The organism is Chromobacterium piscinae (assembly GCF_021129175.1).
GTDB lineage: Bacteria > Pseudomonadota > Gammaproteobacteria > Burkholderiales > Chromobacteriaceae > Chromobacterium > Chromobacterium piscinae.
This window is the reverse complement of record NZ_JAJOHV010000003.1, coordinates 1-16,228: the sequence shown is the minus strand read 5'-3', so window position 1 is coordinate 16,228 and position 16,228 is coordinate 1. Positions and strand designations below refer to the sequence as shown.

The following is a 16,228-nucleotide window of genomic DNA, read 5'->3' as shown; positions in this document are numbered from 1 at the left end:
TGATCATCAACAACTAACAGGAGAAGACGATGACTCCGTTCAATATTCTCGGACTTGATCATATCGTGTTGCGCGTCGCCGATCCCGCCCGCTCCGAACGCTTCTATCTGGAAACGCTGGGCTGCCGGGTGGTGAAGAGACAGGAAAAACTGGGATTGGTGCATCTGGATGCCGGCACCGCGCTGATCGACCTGCTGATGGCGAAAGAAGGAGAAGCGCCCGGCCGCAATGTCGATCACTTCTGCCTGCGGGTGGAGCCGTTCGACGAGGACGCCATCCGCGCCCATCTGATTCAGCTAGGCATCGCCGTCGAGCCGGCCAAGCAACGCTTCGGCGCCGAAGGCACCGGCCCGTCGATCTACCTGCGCGATCCCGACGGCAACGGCGTCGAGCTGAAAGGCCCCGCGGCGGCCTAAGCGTAGACTCGGACAGTACACATCGTACGGCCAGGGACACAATGCAGGATGACTCAAACACTAGAGCCGCTGATAACGCCCTGAGTCAAGACGCGCCGACGCAGACAGTACGCATCGTACGGCAAGGAGGCTCAACGCAGGATCAGGGCGCCATCAGTTGCTCAGACGATGCAGACGGATGATGGCCTCGCCGGTTGGACTGGCCACGATGTCGCGCAGCGTATAGCCGTCCAGCGACAGGAAAAAGGCCGCCAGCGCCTCGTCCAGCGCGCCTTTCAGCAAACAGCCTCGGCTCAGCGCGCACGGAGGCTCGGCGCAGTCTATCAACTGCGGCTTGCCTTCCAGCGTGCGCACCACCTCGCCCAGCCGGTAGTGTTCGGGCTGCCGCGCCAACGCCATGCCGCCGCCCTTGCCCCGGGAGGTGGCCAGCCAGCCCTGCTGCGCCATGAAGTGCACCACCTTGACCAGGTGGTTGCGCGACACCTCGAACCGCTCGGCGATCTCCGGGATGGTGGCCAGCTGGCCGGGCTGCTGCCCAGTCAGGTACATCAGCACGCGCAGTCCTAGGTCGGTGAATCGGGTCAGTTGCATGTCTATCTTCAGTGCGGGGAGTCGGCGGCAGCATACCGCGTCTGGCCGATGGCCTCAATCGTCGCCGGGGTGGGAGCCGAACACTTCGTAATGGATGCGGTCGGCCGCCACGCCCAGGCCGCGCAGGCTGTCGCGCTGCGCGCGCATGAAGCCCAGCGGGCCGCACAGGTAATAGTCGGCATCCGGCAGCAGCGCCAGGTTTTGGATCTCGTCCAGGCTCAGGCGGCCGGCCGCGTGGTAATCGGCGCCGATCACATCCTGCGCGCGCGGCGTCTCGTAACAAACATGAATCCGTAACTGCGGATGGCGTTCGGCCAACTGGCGCACTTTCGCGCCCATCGCGTGCGCGCCGCCGTGCCGGGCCGCGTGCAGGAAACGCACCTCGCGGCCGCCGCGCTTGAGCAGCTGGCCCAGCATCGCCTGCATCGGCGTCTGCCCGACGCCGGCGCTGATCAGCACCGCTGGACCGTTCCGCTCTTCGTGCAGGAAGAAATCGCCTTGCGGCGCGCTCAGCTCCAGCATGTCGCCGACCTGGACCTCGCGATGCAGCAGATTGGACATGCGGCCGGCCGGCTTGCCTTCGCCCGCGTCTTCGCGCTTGACCGAAATGCGCAGGTACTCGCCGTTGGGCGCGTCGGACAGGCTGTACTGGCGCGGCTGGCTCAGCCCCCACTCGACGACGAAACGCTTCACCGACACGTACTGGCCGGGCTTGAACGGCGGCAGCGCGCCGCCGTCGCTGGGCTCCAGATAGAACGACGCGATCTCCTCGCTCTCCATTTCCCTTTTCGCCACCCGGAACGGCCGCCAGCCGCTCCAGCCGCCATCGGCGTTGGTGGTATCGCGGTACATGCCGTTTTCGATGCCGATCAGCGTGTCCGCCAGCAAGCCGTAGGCCTCGGCCCAGGCCTGGATCAGATCGTCTCCGGCCGCCTCGCCCAGCACCTCGCGGATGGAGGCCAGCAGATGCTTGCCGACGATGGGATAGTGCTCGGCGCGTATGCCCAGGCTGACATGCTTGTGCGCGACGCGAGTCAGCACCGGCAGCAGCGGCGACGGGTCGTCGATATGCTGGGCATAGGCCAACACCGCCATCGCCAGCGCCTGCTGCTGCTGGCCGGAATGCTGATGGCCCTGGTTGAAAACATTCTTCAGCTCCGGGTTGTGTTCGAACATGCGGCGGTAGAAATGGCTGGTCAACGCCACGCCGTGCTGCTGCAGCACCGGCACGGTGGCTTTGACCAGGGATCGGGTTTGTTCGCTCAGCATGTCAGCTCCTTAAGATATTCAAAAAATACATCTTCATTGTCGAAAAAAAGCCCCTGAACGCCGGGGACTCTTAAAGATATACAAATAATACATGTTTATTTGATCTGTGTCACAAAACTACAGCGGCAACGCCGCGCGCGTCATATGAAATTGAAATCGATCACCTGGTAGAAGGCGTTGCCGGTGTCCGCCACCTCCCATACCGCCAGCACCACGTGATAACCGCGGCGCTCCGGCAGACGGACCTGGTGGATCGTAGGCTGCGGCGGAGTCAGTTCCGCCTGGTGTTCCCAGAACGGCTGCGCGGTCAGCTCCGCCTTGTAGAACGGCTCCGCCTCGAACTGGGCGCGGGTCAGCGGCCGGTTCGGATCCCAATCCGCCTTGGTGATGAAGTAGTTCCAGCGGCGGGTCAGGTGGATGGCGTGGTAGCTCCATTTGAATTCCAGCGTCTGGCCGGGCCTCGCCGGATGCTTGTGCCAGCGATCGGCGCTCTGCTCGTCAAGTACCGCCGAGTGCGCTTGCCCGGCGCTCGCTATCCTGCCATCGACGGGGGGCTGGGCGTTGACGGCGTCGGTCGGCGCCAGCGGGTCGTGCAGATTGGCCTCCGCGGCCGGAAAGAATTTGCCGCCTTCCAGGCCGTTGACCTGCCAGCTCTGCAGCGGACATTGCGCGTTGACGCCGTCCACGCACAGCTGGCCTCGCGAAGCGGGCTCGAATATTTGGCCGTGGCGAGGCTGGGCGACGGACTGTGACTCCACCTTGGTCTGGCTCATTGCATCCCCCTGTATCGGTATGGGTTGGAAAACCGGACAGTTTGCCCGGCTGTTGGCAGCGTAAGCGCCGCGAGGCCCGCCTCGCCCCATCCTTTGTGCCGGCAGGCCGGCTCGGCGCATGCCCTCCCATCCCAACGGCCTGGCGGAGCTTGCGTTTCACCGCGGCCTGTACTCCCGAACACTCGCGCGGGCGCGCGCCGCCGTCGTTTCATTTATTTGGTATATTGCGTAACAAAATTACAATGACATTGAGCCGCAAGGCTTCGTCAACGCCAGTAAAACCAAGAGGAGACAATAACCATGCCCCATCCGTCCCTGACCCGCCCCGCGCTTTTAGGCGTTCTGATCGCCGCCCTGCTCTCGCCCGCCATCCAGGCCGCGGAGGCGTTCGGCTCGCCCGGCGGCGTGCCGGTGCGCGGCCCGGCGGCCAAGTCCTTCGTCGGCACCGCGGTCAACAGCCCTTCCCGCGTCTACTTCACCGGCTATCGCGGCATCGTGTCCGAGGTGTACTACCCGGCGCTGGACACGCCGGAATCGGTGGATCTGCAGTTTCTGGTCGGCGACGCCGGCCAGACCTTCGTCGACGAGGAGAAACGCCAGGCCTACTCCGCCAGCCAGAGCGACAAGCGCACGATGAGCTGGATCGCCAGCACCGGCAACGACGGCCACAATTGGCGGATCAGCAAACGCATCTTCGCCGACCCCAGTCGCGACGCGCTGGTGCAGCGCGTGACCTTCACCGCATTGAACGGCCATACGGTCGGCGACTTCAAACTATACGTGTTGTTCAAGCCCTATCTGGACAATGCCGGCGGCGGCAACAGCGCCCAGACCGTCGCCGTAGCCGGCGGCTACGCGCTGGCGGCCAGCCGCAACAGCCGCGCCTCGGCGCTGATGGCCAGCCGGCCGTGGAAGACCATCAACGGCCAGGCCATGCTGTCCAACGGCTTCGTCGGCCAGAGCGACGGCTGGACCGATCTGATAGGCAGCGGCGACAGCAAGATGGATTGGACCTTCAGCTCGGCCACCAACGGCAACGTCGCCCAGACCGGCTGGCTGGACCTGGGCAATCCCGCCGCGGCCAGCGTGTCTTTCGACATGGTGCTGGGTTTCGGCAAGAGCCAGGGCGACGCCGTCAACGCCGCCGCCGCGTCCTTGGGCAGCGATCTTTCAACCGCGCAACAGCAGTACGACAACGCCTGGCACGCCTACGCCGCCGGCCTGTCCGCCCAGGGCGGCCTGGCCGATGACCGCTACTATCTGGCGGCGATGACGCTGAAGACCATGCAGGACAAGAGCAACGGCGCAATGATCGCCGGCATCGGCACGCCATGGGGCGAGACCCAGGGCGACGCCAACCAGGGAGGCTACCATCTGGTGTGGCCGCGCGACCTGTTCAAGTTCGCCAACGCCCTCTACACCGCCGGCGACGCCGCCACCGCCACGACCGTGGTCAACTATCTGTTCAACACGCTGCAGCAGAACAGCGACTGCGGCGCGGCGGAATACAACGCGCCCGGCTGCGCCGCCGGCTACAGCCGCGTCGGCCGCTTCCCGCAGAACGCCTGGGTCAGCGGCTGGCCGTACTGGCAGGGCACGCAGATGGACGAGCAGGCGATGCCCATCCTGCTGGCCTGGCGGCTGGGGCCGTCCGTTTCCAATCCGCTGTGGCCCAAGATCAAGCAGACCGCCGACTACATCGTCGCCACCGGCCCGTGGAGCTACCAGGAGCGCTGGGAAGAGAACGCCGGCTACTCGCCGTCGACGATCGCAGCCGAGATCGCCGGCCTGGCGGCCGCCGCCGACATCGCCCGCGCCAACGGCGACGACGCCAGCGCCGGCCGCTATCTGTCCGCCGCCGACTACTGGCAGCAGAACGTCGCCGCCTGGACCTACACCACCAGCGGCGGCTTCGGCAACGGCAGCTACTACATCCGGATCAACCCAGCCAATCGCGCGGGAAGCGGCGCCGACCGCGCCAGCTTCAACCCGGCGGCTGGGCCGGACACGCCGCAGACGCTGACGGTCAAGAATGGCGGCGGCAGCCACGATGCCCGCCGCGTGGTGGACGGCGGCTTCCTGGAGCTGGTGCGGATGGGCGTCAAGCGCGCCGACGATCCCACCATCGTCAACACCATGGCTGTGTTCGACAGCGTACTCGGCCAATATCTTGCGCTGCCCGGCGCGCCCAAGCTGCCGGCCAACGCCTGGTTCCGCTACAACTTCGACGGCTACGGCGAGCACAACGACGGCAGCGATTTCAACGGCACCGGCGCCGGCCGGCTGTGGCCGATCTTCACCGCCGAACGCGGCATGTACGAGATCGCCCGCCAGGGAGCGGGCAGCGCCGGCCAGCCCTACTTCGCCACGCTGAAGCTGCTGGCCACGCCGGAAGGCATGCTGCCGGAGCAGGTGTGGTCCAACAGCGCCACGCTGCCGGACGGCTGGGCGGTGACCACGCCGGCCGGCTACCAGCCGGGCAGCGCCACCAAGTCGATGGGGCCCTTGAACTGGGCGATGGGCGAATACATCAGCCTGCTGGCCTCGATCAACGCCGGCCGCATCATCGACATCCCGCAAGTGGTCTGCGCGCGCTACAACAACTGCCGCGCCGCGCCCAAGGCCGGCGAAGTGGCAGTCGCCATCAACGCCGCCGCCGGCACGCAGTGGGGGCAGCAGCTCTACGTCACCGGCAATGCGCGGGCGCTGGGCAACTGGAACACCGACCTCGGCATCCCGTTGGACGCGGCCGCCTACCCGTCATGGCGCAACGGCGTCAACCTGCCCGCCAGCCAGCAAATCGCCTACAAGTATTACCGCAAGAACGCTGACGGCAGCGTGAGCTGGGAAAATCGGTCCAGCAACCGCAGCCTGCAGACGCCGGCCAGCGGCAGCCTCAACCTGAACGACCAGGTGAGCTGGTGATCCCGCGCCGCGCCGGACTCGCCATCCTGATAGGCCTGGCGGTGGCAGGCGGCGCGGCCTGGCTGCTGCGGCAAGCGGAGCACCCTCCTCCTCCACCGGCCACCGCCAAAGCGGCCGCCGCGCCTCCGGTCCAACCCATCGTCCATCAAGCCACGCCCGCCACTCAGTGGCGGCCGCCAGCCCGTCCGGCGCTGTCGCCGGTGAAAAAAGGCGGCGACAGCTGGCGGCCGGATGCCGCGCCGGTAGTGGCCAAAGTAGAAGTCCAACGCGGCGCGCCGGATATTCCCGACGCGCAGCCGCTGCCCAGGCCGCCCGATCCCTGATCCGGCCGCGGCGTCTTGCGGCTTCGATGACGAAGGCCCGGTCTCCCGGGCCTTTTTCTTGCTTCACCATCAAGCCCGCGTGCCCAGAAACAGAAAACAGGAGACTCAAAATGACGCAGCTGGAAATCATCGCGCTCGACGCCGCGCAAACCCAAGCCCGCATACCAGAGTTGGCCGAACTCTTGCACGTCTGCGTGCATGACGGCGCCAGCATCCATTTCATGTTGCCGTTTTCCATCGAACAAGCCGCCGCCTTCTGGCGCGACAAGACGCTGCCCGGCGTCGCCGGCGGCGGCCGGGTACTGCTGGCCGCGCTAGTAGACGGCGAACTGGCCGGCAGCGCGCAGCTGGACTGCGACACCCCGCCCAACCAGCCGCACCGCGCCGAGGCATGCAAGCTGATGGTGCATCCGCGCCATCGCCGCCTGGGCCTGGCACGCGCGCTGATGGCGGAACTGGAGGTCCAGGCGCGGCAACGCGGCCGCAGCCTGCTGACGCTGGACACCGCCAGCGGCGACAAGGCCGAGCCGCTGTACCTGTCGCTGGGCTATCTGGCCGCCGGCCGGATTCCCGGCTACGCCTGGGATGGCCGCGGCAAAAAACTGCAAGCCACCACGCTGATGTACAAGACGCTGTAAGCGCGAAAAAGCCGGGCAAGCCCGGCTTTTTCCATTCCTCCCCCCCCGCTCACGCCCGTTGCGCCGCGGCAGCCTTCCGGCCGCCCCAGCCCAGCAGCCTCAGGGCGAAGCGGCCCAGATACAGCACGCCCAGCGCGAACACGATGTCGCCCGGCACCCGCAGCCACACCAGATTCTGCATCAGCACCGAGTGCACCACCTCCGGCGAGCGCGCATACCACAAGCCATGCTCGATGCTGGCCCAGGCCTGGTAGATGCCGGAGGGCAGGATGGACATGAACACCATCATGAACAGGCCGATATTGAGCATCCAGAAGGTAGGCTTCAACAGGCCGTCATCCCATTGCTCCGCCTCCGACACGCCGCGCAGGCAGAACAGCATCAGGCCGATGCCCAGCATGCCGTAGACGCCGAACAGAGCCGCGTGGCCGTGGGCCGGCGTCATGTTCAGCCCCTGCACGTAGTACAGCGAGATCGGCGGGTTGATGGCGAAGCCCAGCAGGCCGGCGCCCACGGTATTCCACAAGCCGACCGCGACGAAGCACAGGATGGCCCACTTGTAGCGCGCCACCCACGGCGCGGCGCCGCCGCGGCGGTAAGTCTGCCAGCCCTCGAAACCCACCAGCGCCAGCGGCACCACTTCGAACGCAGAGAACACCGCGCCGATGGAAATCACCGCGGTGGACGCGCCGGTGAAGTACAGATGGTGCAGCGTGCCCAGGATGCCGCCGAACAGGAAGACAATGGTTTCCAGCACGATGGCGCGATTGGCGCTGGCCATGCGGATCAGGCCCAGCCGCGCGAAGATCAGCGCGATCACCGCGGTGGCGAACACTTCGAAGAAGCCTTCCACCCACAGATGCACCAGCCACCAGCGCCAGTACTCGATCATCGAGTAATGAGTGTGTTGGCCCCAGGCCAGCGAGGTGGCGTAGAACAGGCCGATGCAGGCGGCGGACAGCAGCAGCATCGCGATCAGGCTGCGGCCCTCGGTCTCGGGATTGCGCAGCGCCGACAGCAGCGCGCGCGCCACCAGGAACAGCCAGAACAGCAAGCCGACGAACAGCAGTATCTGCCACACCCGGCCCATGCTGGTGTAGGCGAGGCCCTGGTTGCCGATCCAGAAGCTGAAGTCGGTGCCCAGCCGCTGCAGCGTGCCCAGCCAGCCGCAGACGGTGGAGCCGACCACGATAAAGATCAGCGCCCAGAACAGCACGTCCACGCCCAGCTTCTGATGTTTGGGCTCATGGCCGGACAGCAGCGGCGCGATGTAGAGGCCGGTGGCCAGCCAGGCGGTGGCGATCCACAGCACGCCGAACTGGGTATGGATGGTGCGGCTCACCACCCAGGGCAGCACCTCGGCCAGCGGCAGGCCGAAGAAGCTGTGGCCTTCCACCGCGTAGTGGGCGGTGATGGCGCCCATGCCCACCTGGGTCAGCAACAGGCCGATCACCACATAGAAATACTTGCGGGTGGCGCGCATCGACGGCGTGGCCTTGAGCCGGCCCAGCGGATCGGCATCCGGCACCTGCGCGGGCTCCTCGCCCTCGCCGGCGGCCATGTGGTACCACACCATGGCGGCGATGCCGGCCAGCATCAGAATCACGCTGGCGATAGACCACATGCCATTGGCCGCGGTGGGCGCGTTGCCGACCAGCGGCTCGTGCGGCCAATTATTGGTGTAGGACACGCCGGCCTCGCCCGGACGGTCGGCGGCGGCGGACCAGGCCGACCAGAAGAAGAACGCCGACACCGCCAGGCGGTCGTCGGCCGACGGCAGCGCGTTGGCAGTCATCGCGTACTGCTCGCGCAGCTTGTCGAAAGCCGGATCGGCGCCGTACAGGCCCTGATAATGCCCGGCCACCTCGCGCGCGGCGGCGGCGCGGGCCGCGCTCAGCGTCAGCGTGTCGCTGGCCGCGTCATAGCCGTTGGCGCGCATCTCGCGGCGCAGCTCGGCGTCCAGCATGCCCTGATGGCCGACATCCAGCCGCGCGTAAGGCTTGCCGAAGCGTTGCCTGGCCCACTCCTCCCTCAGCGCCAGCGCCTCGCGGTGCAGCCAGTCGGCCGACCAGTCCGGCGCCACATAGCTGCCATGCCCCCACACCGTGCCCAGCTGCTGGCCGCCGGACGCCAGCCAGGCCTGCTGGCCGCGGCGTATCTGCTCGCCGGTGAACAGCGCCTTGCCGTCGGCGCCCTGCACCACCGTCGGAATCGGCGGCGCCGCCTGATAGATTTCCTTGCCCATATAGAGCAGGACCGAGAATGACAGCAGGCAGATCACCGCCAGCCATCCCCATAGTCTTCGCGTGTTTTTCATATGCGCTCCCTTCGCGGGCCTCCCAAGTAACTGACTCAGTCCGCAGCCTACATGCTGAAATTAAAGATGTATACATTACACATCTTTAAGCATGATACAGATCAAGGCCTCGGAATCCATTCCTTGAAAACGCATGAAAAAAGGCGGCCCCGCGCGGGAGCCGCCCTTGCCGCCCTATCCAGCCGATCAAGCCAAGTGCGACCAGCCGGACCAGCCCAAGTACAAACCCACCAGCATGATCAGCGCGCCGGAGACATACGGCGCTTTCCTCACCCATTCGCCGAAACCGCTCCAGCGCCCCGCCACATGCTTGACGCTCAGCGCCGCCAGCACGCCGGACGCCACCATGGTCAGCGCCAAGCCGATGCTGAAGCACAACACCAGCGTCGCGCCCAGCGCCACCTGTTTCAGTTGCAAGCACAGCAGCAGCACGGTGATGGAGGCCGGGCACGGCACCAGGCCGCCGGTCAGGCCGAACACCACGATCTGGCCGGTGGTGACGTCGCGGCCGGCGAAGCGGCGGCGGATATCGTTGGCGTGCGCCAGCTCGTGCGGATCCTGGTAGCCGGGGGCGGACACATCCAAGCCGGCGTACTCCCCCACCGCGTGAGCATGGTCGTGTTCGACGAATTCCACATCGTAATCATGGCTGTGGTGGCCATGGCCCAGTTGCAGCCTGGCGACGAATTCGTGCGGCTCCGGTATCTCCTCCGCCGACTCGAGGAAGCCACCGGCCTCCCGGAAGGAAAACGCCTGCCGCGCGCCATCCGCGCGCTCGGTTTCCAGCCTGACCTGCTCGGCGCGCCAGCCCAGCTTGCGGCCATCGGCGGCGGCCAGCCGGAAGCGCGGCGGCGCGCCGGTTTCGAATATCCGCAGCGCCACCACGCCATGGCCGGTGTCAATGCGCTTGGCCTCGCCGTGGCCGTGCTCATGGCCGTGCTCATGTTCGTGGCGATGGCCATGCCCGCTGTGACGCCAAGTGCGCCACATCATCCACCCGGCCACGGCCATCACCAGCGCCGCCGACGCGATCTGGAAATACGGCTCCGCGGTTTCCGCGTTCCAGCTGCGGCCGAAATGCAAGCCAATCAGCGCCACCAGCCACACCACCGCGGTATGGGACACGGTGGCGGCCAGGCCCAGCAGCACGGCCTGGCGCACCGTGCCGCGGATAGCGACGATGAAGGCGGCCATCATGGTCTTGGAGTGGCCCGGCTCCAGGCCGTGCAAGGCGCCGAGCGCGATGGCGCTGGGCATGAACAGCCAGGCGTTGCCCTGTTGCAACAAGGCGGAGAACGAGGTCATGGCGATTTCCGGGTAGGGGGTAGATGCGCCACATTATACTCACCCCCAGTATCAATATACTAGCCCCCAGTATCTGCCATGCTAAGATCAGGCGATCGAAAACGGAGAACCACACGATGTCGCACACGGTACGGGACAAGGCCAAGCTGCTGGCGCGGGTGCGCCGCCTGAAGGGCCAGGCCGCCGCGCTGGAGAAGCAGCTGGAAAACGATGGCGACTGTTCGGCCATCCTGCAGCAGATCGCCGCGATACGCGGCGCGGTCAACGGGCTGATGCTGGCGGTGATGGAAGGCCATCTGACCGACCACGTGGTCAAGGAGCCGGAGCTGGAGCAGCGCCAGCACGACCTGGACGCCGTGCTGCAGGTGCTCCGCTCCTATCTGAAGTAAACCCGCTCAGGGCTTGCGCACGTGCACCACGCCGGTCATGTACGGGTGCACCGCGCAGAAGTAGGCGTAATCGCCCTCCTTGTCGAACACATGCTCGTAGCGGTCGTCGGTGTCCATCGCCTTGGAGACAAAAGTCTTGTCCCGGCCGGACACGGTGTGGGGAATCTCGTCGTGGTTGACCCACACCACCTTGGTCCCCGGCGCCACCGCCACCTCCTTCGGCGTGAACGCGAATTTGCTGATGTCCACCTGCTGCGGCCCGGCCCAGGCCATGGCGGCGGCCAGCCAAGCGCCCAGCGCCGCTCCCGTTTTCCAAGCGCCCATGCCATCCCCCTCTCTCAATGATCCAGCGGCGTATCGACCATCGCCAGCTGGCCGCTGCCCGGAACGATGGTCAGCTGCCGCGTGCCCAGCAACTTGCCCAACTCCCCGGCCGGCACCTTGACCGGCGCCGGCTCGCCGAAACCGGCCTGGCCCGGCGTCGGCAGCGGATAGGCCAGCGAGCGCGCGGTGTGGAAGGCGACATGGCCCTCCACTTTTTGCATCACCTGGTGGATATGGCCGTTCAAAACCGTCACCGAGCCGAACGGCCGCAGCAGCGCCATCGCCCGGTCGGCGTCGGCGGTGCCCCAGCCCCACGGCTCGTAAACCGTCCACAAGGGAATGTGCGCCAGCACGATGATGGGGGTGGAGCGCGACAGCCGGGCCAGATCGCGCTTGAGCCAGGCCAGTTGCTCGTCGCCCAGCGCCGCCAGCCGGCTGGTGGAGAAGTTCAGCACATTATTGAGCGCGACGAAGTGGACGCCGCCCTGGTCGAAGCTGTACCAGGCCTTGCCCTTGCCGTCATGGTCGAAGAACTTCAGATAGCCGGACACGCCGTCGTCCAGCGCATCATGCTCGCCGGGGATGGTGTGGACGCGGTCGACGCGGATCTCCTTGAACATCTGCCGGCCCAGATCGAACTCCTCCGGCTTGGACAGGTGGCTGACGTCGCCGGTGTGCACGGCGAAGGCCGGCACCCGCTGCAAGGCGTTGATGTCGGCGATCGCGCGGCGCAGGCTGCCCTGCACATCGGGATTGGCCTCGCGGTGGAAGCCCAGGTGGGTGTCGCTGATCTGGACGAAACTCAAGCCGCCCTCGCCCGCGCCGATAGCCCCTGCAGCCTGCGCCCGCGGCACCCCGCCCGCCATGGTCCACACCAGCGCCGCGCCGGACCAGGCGGCCAGACAGCCCAAGGCCTCGCGGCGGCCGGCATCCGGCGCGCCCTCTTGCTCCGTCGAATCCTTCTCGTCCATCGCCCGCTCCTTTCGCAAGGCGCCGCCGCCCAGCCGTCCGACCGGATCGGCCGCTTGGCGGCGACGCGCTGAGCTGGTTGTAGGATGGGCATCCGGCGCAGTCAAGCCGCGCCGCTGTGGAATGAAAACGACAACGGTTTGAGAGTTGGCGGATAATTTTCTTGAAACTAGACGACTGGTCTAGTAGTATTCAGCGCATGTCACGAGCCAATCATTCAGCCGACACCCGCGAGCACCTGCTGGCCACCGGCGAGGAAATCATCCTCGGCAAAGGCTTCGCAGCCGTCGGGCTGGCGGAGATACTCTCCACCGCCGGCGTGCCCAAGGGGTCGTTTTACCATTACTTTCCGTCCAAGGAAGGCTACGGCGTGGAAATGCTGCGCCGCTACTTCCTGAGTTACGACGAAAGACTGGTAGTGCTGCTGCGGCCCGAGTCCGGCAATGCCCGCGACTGCCTGATCCGCTATTTCCAGGGCTGGCTGGACACCCACCGCTGCACCGAACAGAGCCATACCTGCCTGGCGGTGAAACTGGCGGCGGAAGTGTCCGACCTGTCCGAGCCGATGCGCGAAATGTTGGCCGAAGGCATGGGCCGGCTGATCTCCCGCCTGGCCGACGCCATACGCCGCGGCCAAGCCGAAGGCAGCCTGTGCACCTATCTGGAAGCCGACGAGTTGGCCGCCAGCCTGTATAGCCTGTGGGTAGGCAGCGCGCTGCTGTACAAGGTGCAGCGCTCCGACCAACCGATGCACAACGCCTACCGCTTGACGGAAACCATGCTGCCGCAGCCTGACAACGCCAGCTGTAAACGATAAAAGATCATCCCGCCGCATCCGGCGGGTTTTCTTAAAGCCAATACTAGACGACTGGTCTACTCAATTAACTAAAATGGAGCGAATCATGAACGAAACCTTGCAACTGATGCACAGCCATCGCAGCGTGCGCAGCTATCAGGACAAACCCGTCGCCCCGGAATTGCTGGATGCCGTGCTGGATGCCGCCTGGAAAGGCCCGACCTCGATCAACGGCCAGCAGGTCTCGCTGGTGGTGGTGCAAGACGCCGAGCGCCGCGCGCGCATCGCCGAAATCGCCGGCGGCCAGCCCTGGATCGCCCAGGCGCCGGTGTTCGTCGCCGTGGTGATGGACTTCCACAAGACCCGCCTGGGCGTGGAGATGGCCGGCGAGAAGCAGGTGATACACGACAGCGTCGAAGCTTTCGCCGTCGGTTCGGTGGACGCCGGCATCGCGCTGGGCAATCTGATCACCGCCGCCCACGCCGTCGGCCTGGGCGCGGTGCCGATCGGCGGCATCCGCCGCGATCCGCAGGCGATGATAGAGCTGCTGGATCTGCCGGAGCTGACTTTCCCGCTGGCCGGCGTGGTGATCGGCCACATCCAGCACGACGGCGAACAGAAGCCCCGCCTGCCGCGCGCCAGCTTCATCCACCGAGAGCGTTACCACGCCGAAGATTTGGCCGGCCATATCGCCGCCTACGACGACACGCTGAGCCGCCACTGGCAGGACATCGGCCGCGCCGACGGCGAGCCCTGGACCGCCAACACCGCCCGCTACTACCGCCAGGTTTACTTCCCCAAGGTCGCGCCCGCCGCGCGCGCCCAGGGTTTTGGCTTCGAGCAGTAACTCCGACCACTCTTCTAAGGAAACCGACATGCAAGCCGACAAACTGCTGACCCCGCTGCAAATGGGCGCCGTCGCCCTGGCCAACCGCGTGGCCATGGCCCCGCTGACCCGCCTGCGCAACATCGAACCGGGCGACGTGCCCGGCCCGCTGGCCAAGGAATACTACCGCCAGCGCGCCAGCGCCGGCCTGATCGTGGCCGAAGGCACCCATATCTCCGCCACCGCCAAGGGCTATGCCGGCGCGCCCGGCATCTACAGCGAAGAGCAGGTCCGCGCCTGGAGCGAAGTGACCGACGCCGTGCACCAGGCCGGCGGCAAGATCGCGCTGCAGCTGTGGCACACCGGCCGCATCTCGCATCGCTCGCTGCAGCCTAACGGCGACGCGCCGGTCGGCCCGTCCGCCATCCAGGCCGACAGCCGCACCAATATCCGCGCCGCAGACGGCAGCTTGGTGCGCGAGCAGTGCGACACCCCGCGCGCGCTGGAAATCGAGGAGATAGCCGACATCATCGAGGACTACCGCCGCGCCACCGACAACGCGCGCCGCGCCGGTTTCGACCTGGTGGAGATCCACGGCGCCCACGGCTACCTGCTGGACCAATTCCTGTCGCCGCAGGCCAATGTCCGCGCCGACCAATACGGCGGCAGCGTGGAAAACCGCGCCCGCTTCCTGCTGGAAGTGGTGGACGCGGTGGTGGCCGAGTGGGACGCCGATCACGTTGGCATCCGCATCTCGCCGCTGGGCATCTTCAACGGCGTCAGCAACACCGATCAACTGGAAATGGCGCTGTACCTGGCCGAGCAGCTGGCCAAGCGCAAGCTGGCCTTCCTGCACATCTCCGAGCCGGACTGGGCCGGCGGCCCGGTGCTGGACGACGGCTTCCGCGCCGAGCTGCGCCAGCGCTATCCGGGGGTGATCGTCGGCGCCGGCGGCTACACCGCGGAAAAAGCCGAAACGCTGCTGAGAAAGGGCTATATCGATGCCGCCGCCTTCGGCCGCAGCTACATCGCCAACCCGGATCTGGTGGAGCGACTGAAGCGGAACGCCCCGCTCAACCCGCCCAAGCCGGACAGCTTCTACGGCGGCGGCGCGGAAGGCTATACCGACTACCCCGCGCTGTAAGCTGCCAGCCAAGCCCCGCCCGCCGCGGGGCTTTTTCACGGCCGATCAGCCGATCGACGCCTGCGCCTGGCGTTCGACAATGGCGCTGGCGATCCGCTGCGCAAGCGCGCCGGCATCGGCGATGGACCGGTTCTGAGCGGCGACCTGCGCGCCCTCGAACACCAGCATCAGTTCGCTCGCCGTGTCCTCGGGCGACGCGAGGCAGGCGGCCCGGCACAAACCCGCCAGCCGCCGCCACTGGCCTTGCTTGTATTCCTCTATCAGTTTGCGGCCGACGTGCTCCCGGTCCGGCAGCTCCGCGATCGAATTGATGAACGGACAGCCGCGGTGCGACCAGGCGCCGGCGTCATCGGCGAAAAAGGCCCCCCAAGCCAAGATCTGCGCGCGCGGATCGCCGGCGTGCTCGGCTTCGATGGCGTCGAACTTGCGCCAGTACCCAGCGATCACCTGGCGCAGCCATTCCGCCAGCAACGCGTCTTTCGACTGGAAATGGCGGTACAGCGCCATCTTGGTAGTATTCGCCCGGGCAGCGATCGCCTCGACGCCGGTCGCCCGGATGCCATCGTTGTAAAACAGCTCGCCTGCCGCCTCGAGGAGGCGCTCCCGCGGCGGGACCGAAAACTCGGCCGCTTTTCCCTGGTTCATTTTTTCCATCCGTATTGACGACGATACCGATCGGTATCATCATACCCATGCAGCGATACCGAACGGTATCACCACTCTCCGGCTCATGTCGAGCCGGGGCATCCTCCATGGGAATCAGCGATGAAGCTTTCGGAATATGCGCAATATGACGCGGTGGGACTGGGCAATCTGGTCGCGCGGGGCGAAGTCAGCCCGCAGGAGCTCGCCGATGCGGCGCTGCGGGCGTGCGCGGCGGTCAACCCTCAAATCAACGCGGTCATCGAAACCTGGCAGCCCGAACTGTCGGGCATCGCCTCGGCGCTGGAACGGGGCTCGCCGCTCGCCGGCGTGCCCTTCCTGATCAAGGATGTAGGCGTAACCATGGCGGGCAGGAAGATAGAATTCGGCAGCCGGCTGGCGCAAGGCTTCACCGCCGCGGGCGACTCCATCCTGATGCGGCGCTTCCGCGAAGCGGGACTGGCGACGCTGGGGCGGACCACCACGCCCGAGTTCGCCTGGAGCGGCACCACCGAATCCGCGCTCTGCGGCCCGACCCGCAACCCCTGGAACCCGGCGCGCGGCGCGGGCGGCTCCAGCGG

Annotated in this window: 17 protein-coding genes; 9 read left to right on the top strand and 8 right to left on the bottom strand. The window is 66.5% G+C overall.

The genetic code is table 11. The features are described 5' to 3' along the window. Window positions 1-29 precede the first annotated feature (29 nt). On the top strand, window positions 30-416 hold the full coding sequence (locus LQR33_RS00545) for a VOC family protein (RefSeq protein ID WP_221666494.1): 387 nt from the start codon (window positions 30-32) through the stop codon (window positions 414-416). A gap of 153 nt (window positions 417-569) precedes the next feature. Here LQR33_RS00545 and LQR33_RS00540 read toward each other — a convergent pair whose 3' ends face one another. The 3 genes from LQR33_RS00540 to LQR33_RS00530 form a co-directional block, all read right to left on the bottom strand. Next, window positions 570-1,007: an RrF2 family transcriptional regulator gene (locus LQR33_RS00540; protein ID WP_231179208.1), complete on the bottom strand. Its 438-nt coding sequence runs from the start codon at window positions 1,005-1,007 to the stop codon at window positions 570-572. A 54-nt stretch (window positions 1,008-1,061) separates the two neighbouring features. Next, window positions 1,062-2,276, bottom strand: a complete 1,215-nt coding sequence (hmpA, locus tag LQR33_RS00535; RefSeq protein WP_221668343.1) for an NO-inducible flavohemoprotein — start codon at window positions 2,274-2,276, stop codon at window positions 1,062-1,064. 140 nt (window positions 2,277-2,416) lie between these two features. After that, a complete protein-coding gene (locus LQR33_RS00530) occupies window positions 2,417-3,049 on the bottom strand; it encodes a lytic polysaccharide monooxygenase auxiliary activity family 9 protein (protein ID WP_221668344.1) in 633 nt (210 codons plus the stop codon). A 300-nt stretch (window positions 3,050-3,349) separates the two neighbouring features. Here LQR33_RS00530 and LQR33_RS00525 point away from each other — a divergent pair, with 300 nt between their 5' ends. From LQR33_RS00525 to LQR33_RS00515, 3 genes are all read left to right on the top strand, one after another. Beyond that, the gene (locus LQR33_RS00525; RefSeq protein WP_231466996.1) at window positions 3,350-5,974 is read left to right on the top strand and encodes a glycoside hydrolase family 15 protein; all 2,625 of its coding nucleotides are present in this window, start codon (window positions 3,350-3,352) and stop codon (window positions 5,972-5,974) included. Beyond that, window positions 5,971-6,297, top strand: a complete 327-nt coding sequence (locus tag LQR33_RS00520) for a hypothetical protein (RefSeq protein ID WP_221666498.1) — start codon at window positions 5,971-5,973, stop codon at window positions 6,295-6,297. The genes LQR33_RS00525 and LQR33_RS00520 overlap by 4 nt, the downstream gene beginning before the upstream one ends. Before the next feature lie 110 nt (window positions 6,298-6,407). After that, window positions 6,408-6,935 carry a GNAT family N-acetyltransferase gene (locus LQR33_RS00515; protein WP_221666499.1) on the top strand — a complete coding sequence of 176 codons (528 nt, stop codon included), beginning with the start codon at window positions 6,408-6,410 and terminating at the stop codon, window positions 6,933-6,935. Window positions 6,936-6,984: 49 nt separating this feature from the next. Here the strand turns inward: LQR33_RS00515 and LQR33_RS00510 are convergent, their stop codons facing one another. Both LQR33_RS00510 and LQR33_RS00505 read right to left on the bottom strand, forming a co-directional pair. Then, complete coding sequence (locus LQR33_RS00510; protein ID WP_231466994.1) at window positions 6,985-9,252, bottom strand: nitric-oxide reductase large subunit; 2,268 nt, start codon at window positions 9,250-9,252, stop codon at window positions 6,985-6,987. 186 nt (window positions 9,253-9,438) lie between these two features. Continuing rightward, window positions 9,439-10,557, bottom strand: coding sequence for a nickel/cobalt efflux transporter (locus tag LQR33_RS00505; RefSeq protein WP_231466992.1), 1,119 nt, complete (start codon window positions 10,555-10,557; stop codon window positions 9,439-9,441). Window positions 10,558-10,673: 116 nt separating this feature from the next. Here LQR33_RS00505 and LQR33_RS00500 point away from each other — a divergent pair, with 116 nt between their 5' ends. Beyond that, window positions 10,674-10,946: a metal/formaldehyde-sensitive transcriptional repressor gene (locus LQR33_RS00500; RefSeq protein ID WP_166437902.1), complete on the top strand. Its 273-nt coding sequence runs from the start codon at window positions 10,674-10,676 to the stop codon at window positions 10,944-10,946. Window positions 10,947-10,952: 6 nt separating this feature from the next. Here the strand turns inward: LQR33_RS00500 and LQR33_RS00495 are convergent, their stop codons facing one another. Together LQR33_RS00495 and LQR33_RS00490 are read right to left on the bottom strand one after the other, a co-directional pair. Then, window positions 10,953-11,270, bottom strand: a complete 318-nt coding sequence (locus tag LQR33_RS00495; protein ID WP_231466990.1) for a cupredoxin domain-containing protein — start codon at window positions 11,268-11,270, stop codon at window positions 10,953-10,955. Window positions 11,271-11,284: 14 nt separating this feature from the next. Continuing rightward, window positions 11,285-12,241 carry a metallophosphoesterase family protein gene (locus tag LQR33_RS00490; protein WP_231466988.1) on the bottom strand — a complete coding sequence of 319 codons (957 nt, stop codon included), beginning with the start codon at window positions 12,239-12,241 and terminating at the stop codon, window positions 11,285-11,287. Window positions 12,242-12,438: 197 nt separating this feature from the next. Between LQR33_RS00490 and LQR33_RS00485 the strand changes: the two genes are divergently transcribed. The 3 genes from LQR33_RS00485 (at window position 12,439) to nemA (ending at window position 15,005) form a co-directional block, all read left to right on the top strand. After that, window positions 12,439-13,056: a TetR/AcrR family transcriptional regulator gene (locus LQR33_RS00485; protein WP_021477715.1), complete on the top strand. Its 618-nt coding sequence runs from the start codon at window positions 12,439-12,441 to the stop codon at window positions 13,054-13,056. A gap of 85 nt (window positions 13,057-13,141) precedes the next feature. Further along, complete coding sequence (locus LQR33_RS00480) at window positions 13,142-13,882, top strand: NADPH-dependent oxidoreductase (protein ID WP_166437899.1); 741 nt, start codon at window positions 13,142-13,144, stop codon at window positions 13,880-13,882. Window positions 13,883-13,910: 28 nt separating this feature from the next. After that, window positions 13,911-15,005, top strand: coding sequence for an alkene reductase (gene nemA / locus LQR33_RS00475; protein ID WP_221666506.1), 1,095 nt, complete (start codon window positions 13,911-13,913; stop codon window positions 15,003-15,005). A gap of 45 nt (window positions 15,006-15,050) precedes the next feature. Here the strand turns inward: nemA and LQR33_RS00470 are convergent, their stop codons facing one another. Continuing rightward, window positions 15,051-15,650 carry a TetR/AcrR family transcriptional regulator gene (locus LQR33_RS00470; RefSeq protein ID WP_231466986.1) on the bottom strand — a complete coding sequence of 200 codons (600 nt, stop codon included), beginning with the start codon at window positions 15,648-15,650 and terminating at the stop codon, window positions 15,051-15,053. A gap of 120 nt (window positions 15,651-15,770) precedes the next feature. Here LQR33_RS00470 and LQR33_RS00465 point away from each other — a divergent pair. Beyond that, window positions 15,771-16,228, top strand: a 458-nt coding sequence (locus LQR33_RS00465) for an amidase family protein (protein ID WP_269326165.1), incomplete at its 3' end; no start/stop codon positions are given.

Bases quoted from the DNA above. Each gene is read 5' to 3' on its own strand.
- LQR33_RS00545 (WP_221666494.1), top strand. From the start codon at position 30: ATGACTCCGTTCAATATTCTCGGACTTGATCATATCGTGTTGCGCGTC.
- LQR33_RS00540 (WP_231179208.1), bottom strand. From the start codon at position 1,007: ATGCAACTGACCCGATTCACCGACCTAGGACTGCGCGTGCTGATGTAC.
- hmpA (WP_221668343.1), bottom strand. From the start codon at position 2,276: ATGCTGAGCGAACAAACCCGATCCCTGGTCAAAGCCACCGTGCCGGTG.
- LQR33_RS00530 (WP_221668344.1), bottom strand. From the start codon at position 3,049: ATGAGCCAGACCAAGGTGGAGTCACAGTCCGTCGCCCAGCCTCGCCAC.
- LQR33_RS00525 (WP_231466996.1), top strand. From the start codon at position 3,350: ATGCCCCATCCGTCCCTGACCCGCCCCGCGCTTTTAGGCGTTCTGATC.
- LQR33_RS00515 (WP_221666499.1), top strand. From the start codon at position 6,408: ATGACGCAGCTGGAAATCATCGCGCTCGACGCCGCGCAAACCCAAGCC.
- LQR33_RS00510 (WP_231466994.1), bottom strand. From the start codon at position 9,252: ATGAAAAACACGCGAAGACTATGGGGATGGCTGGCGGTGATCTGCCTG.
- LQR33_RS00505 (WP_231466992.1), bottom strand. From the start codon at position 10,557: ATGACCTCGTTCTCCGCCTTGTTGCAACAGGGCAACGCCTGGCTGTTC.
- LQR33_RS00500 (WP_166437902.1), top strand. From the start codon at position 10,674: ATGTCGCACACGGTACGGGACAAGGCCAAGCTGCTGGCGCGGGTGCGC.
- LQR33_RS00495 (WP_231466990.1), bottom strand. From the start codon at position 11,270: ATGGGCGCTTGGAAAACGGGAGCGGCGCTGGGCGCTTGGCTGGCCGCC.
- LQR33_RS00490 (WP_231466988.1), bottom strand. From the start codon at position 12,241: ATGGACGAGAAGGATTCGACGGAGCAAGAGGGCGCGCCGGATGCCGGC.
- LQR33_RS00485 (WP_021477715.1), top strand. From the start codon at position 12,439: ATGTCACGAGCCAATCATTCAGCCGACACCCGCGAGCACCTGCTGGCC.
- LQR33_RS00480 (WP_166437899.1), top strand. From the start codon at position 13,142: ATGAACGAAACCTTGCAACTGATGCACAGCCATCGCAGCGTGCGCAGC.
- nemA (WP_221666506.1), top strand. From the start codon at position 13,911: ATGCAAGCCGACAAACTGCTGACCCCGCTGCAAATGGGCGCCGTCGCC.
- LQR33_RS00470 (WP_231466986.1), bottom strand. From the start codon at position 15,650: ATGAACCAGGGAAAAGCGGCCGAGTTTTCGGTCCCGCCGCGGGAGCGC.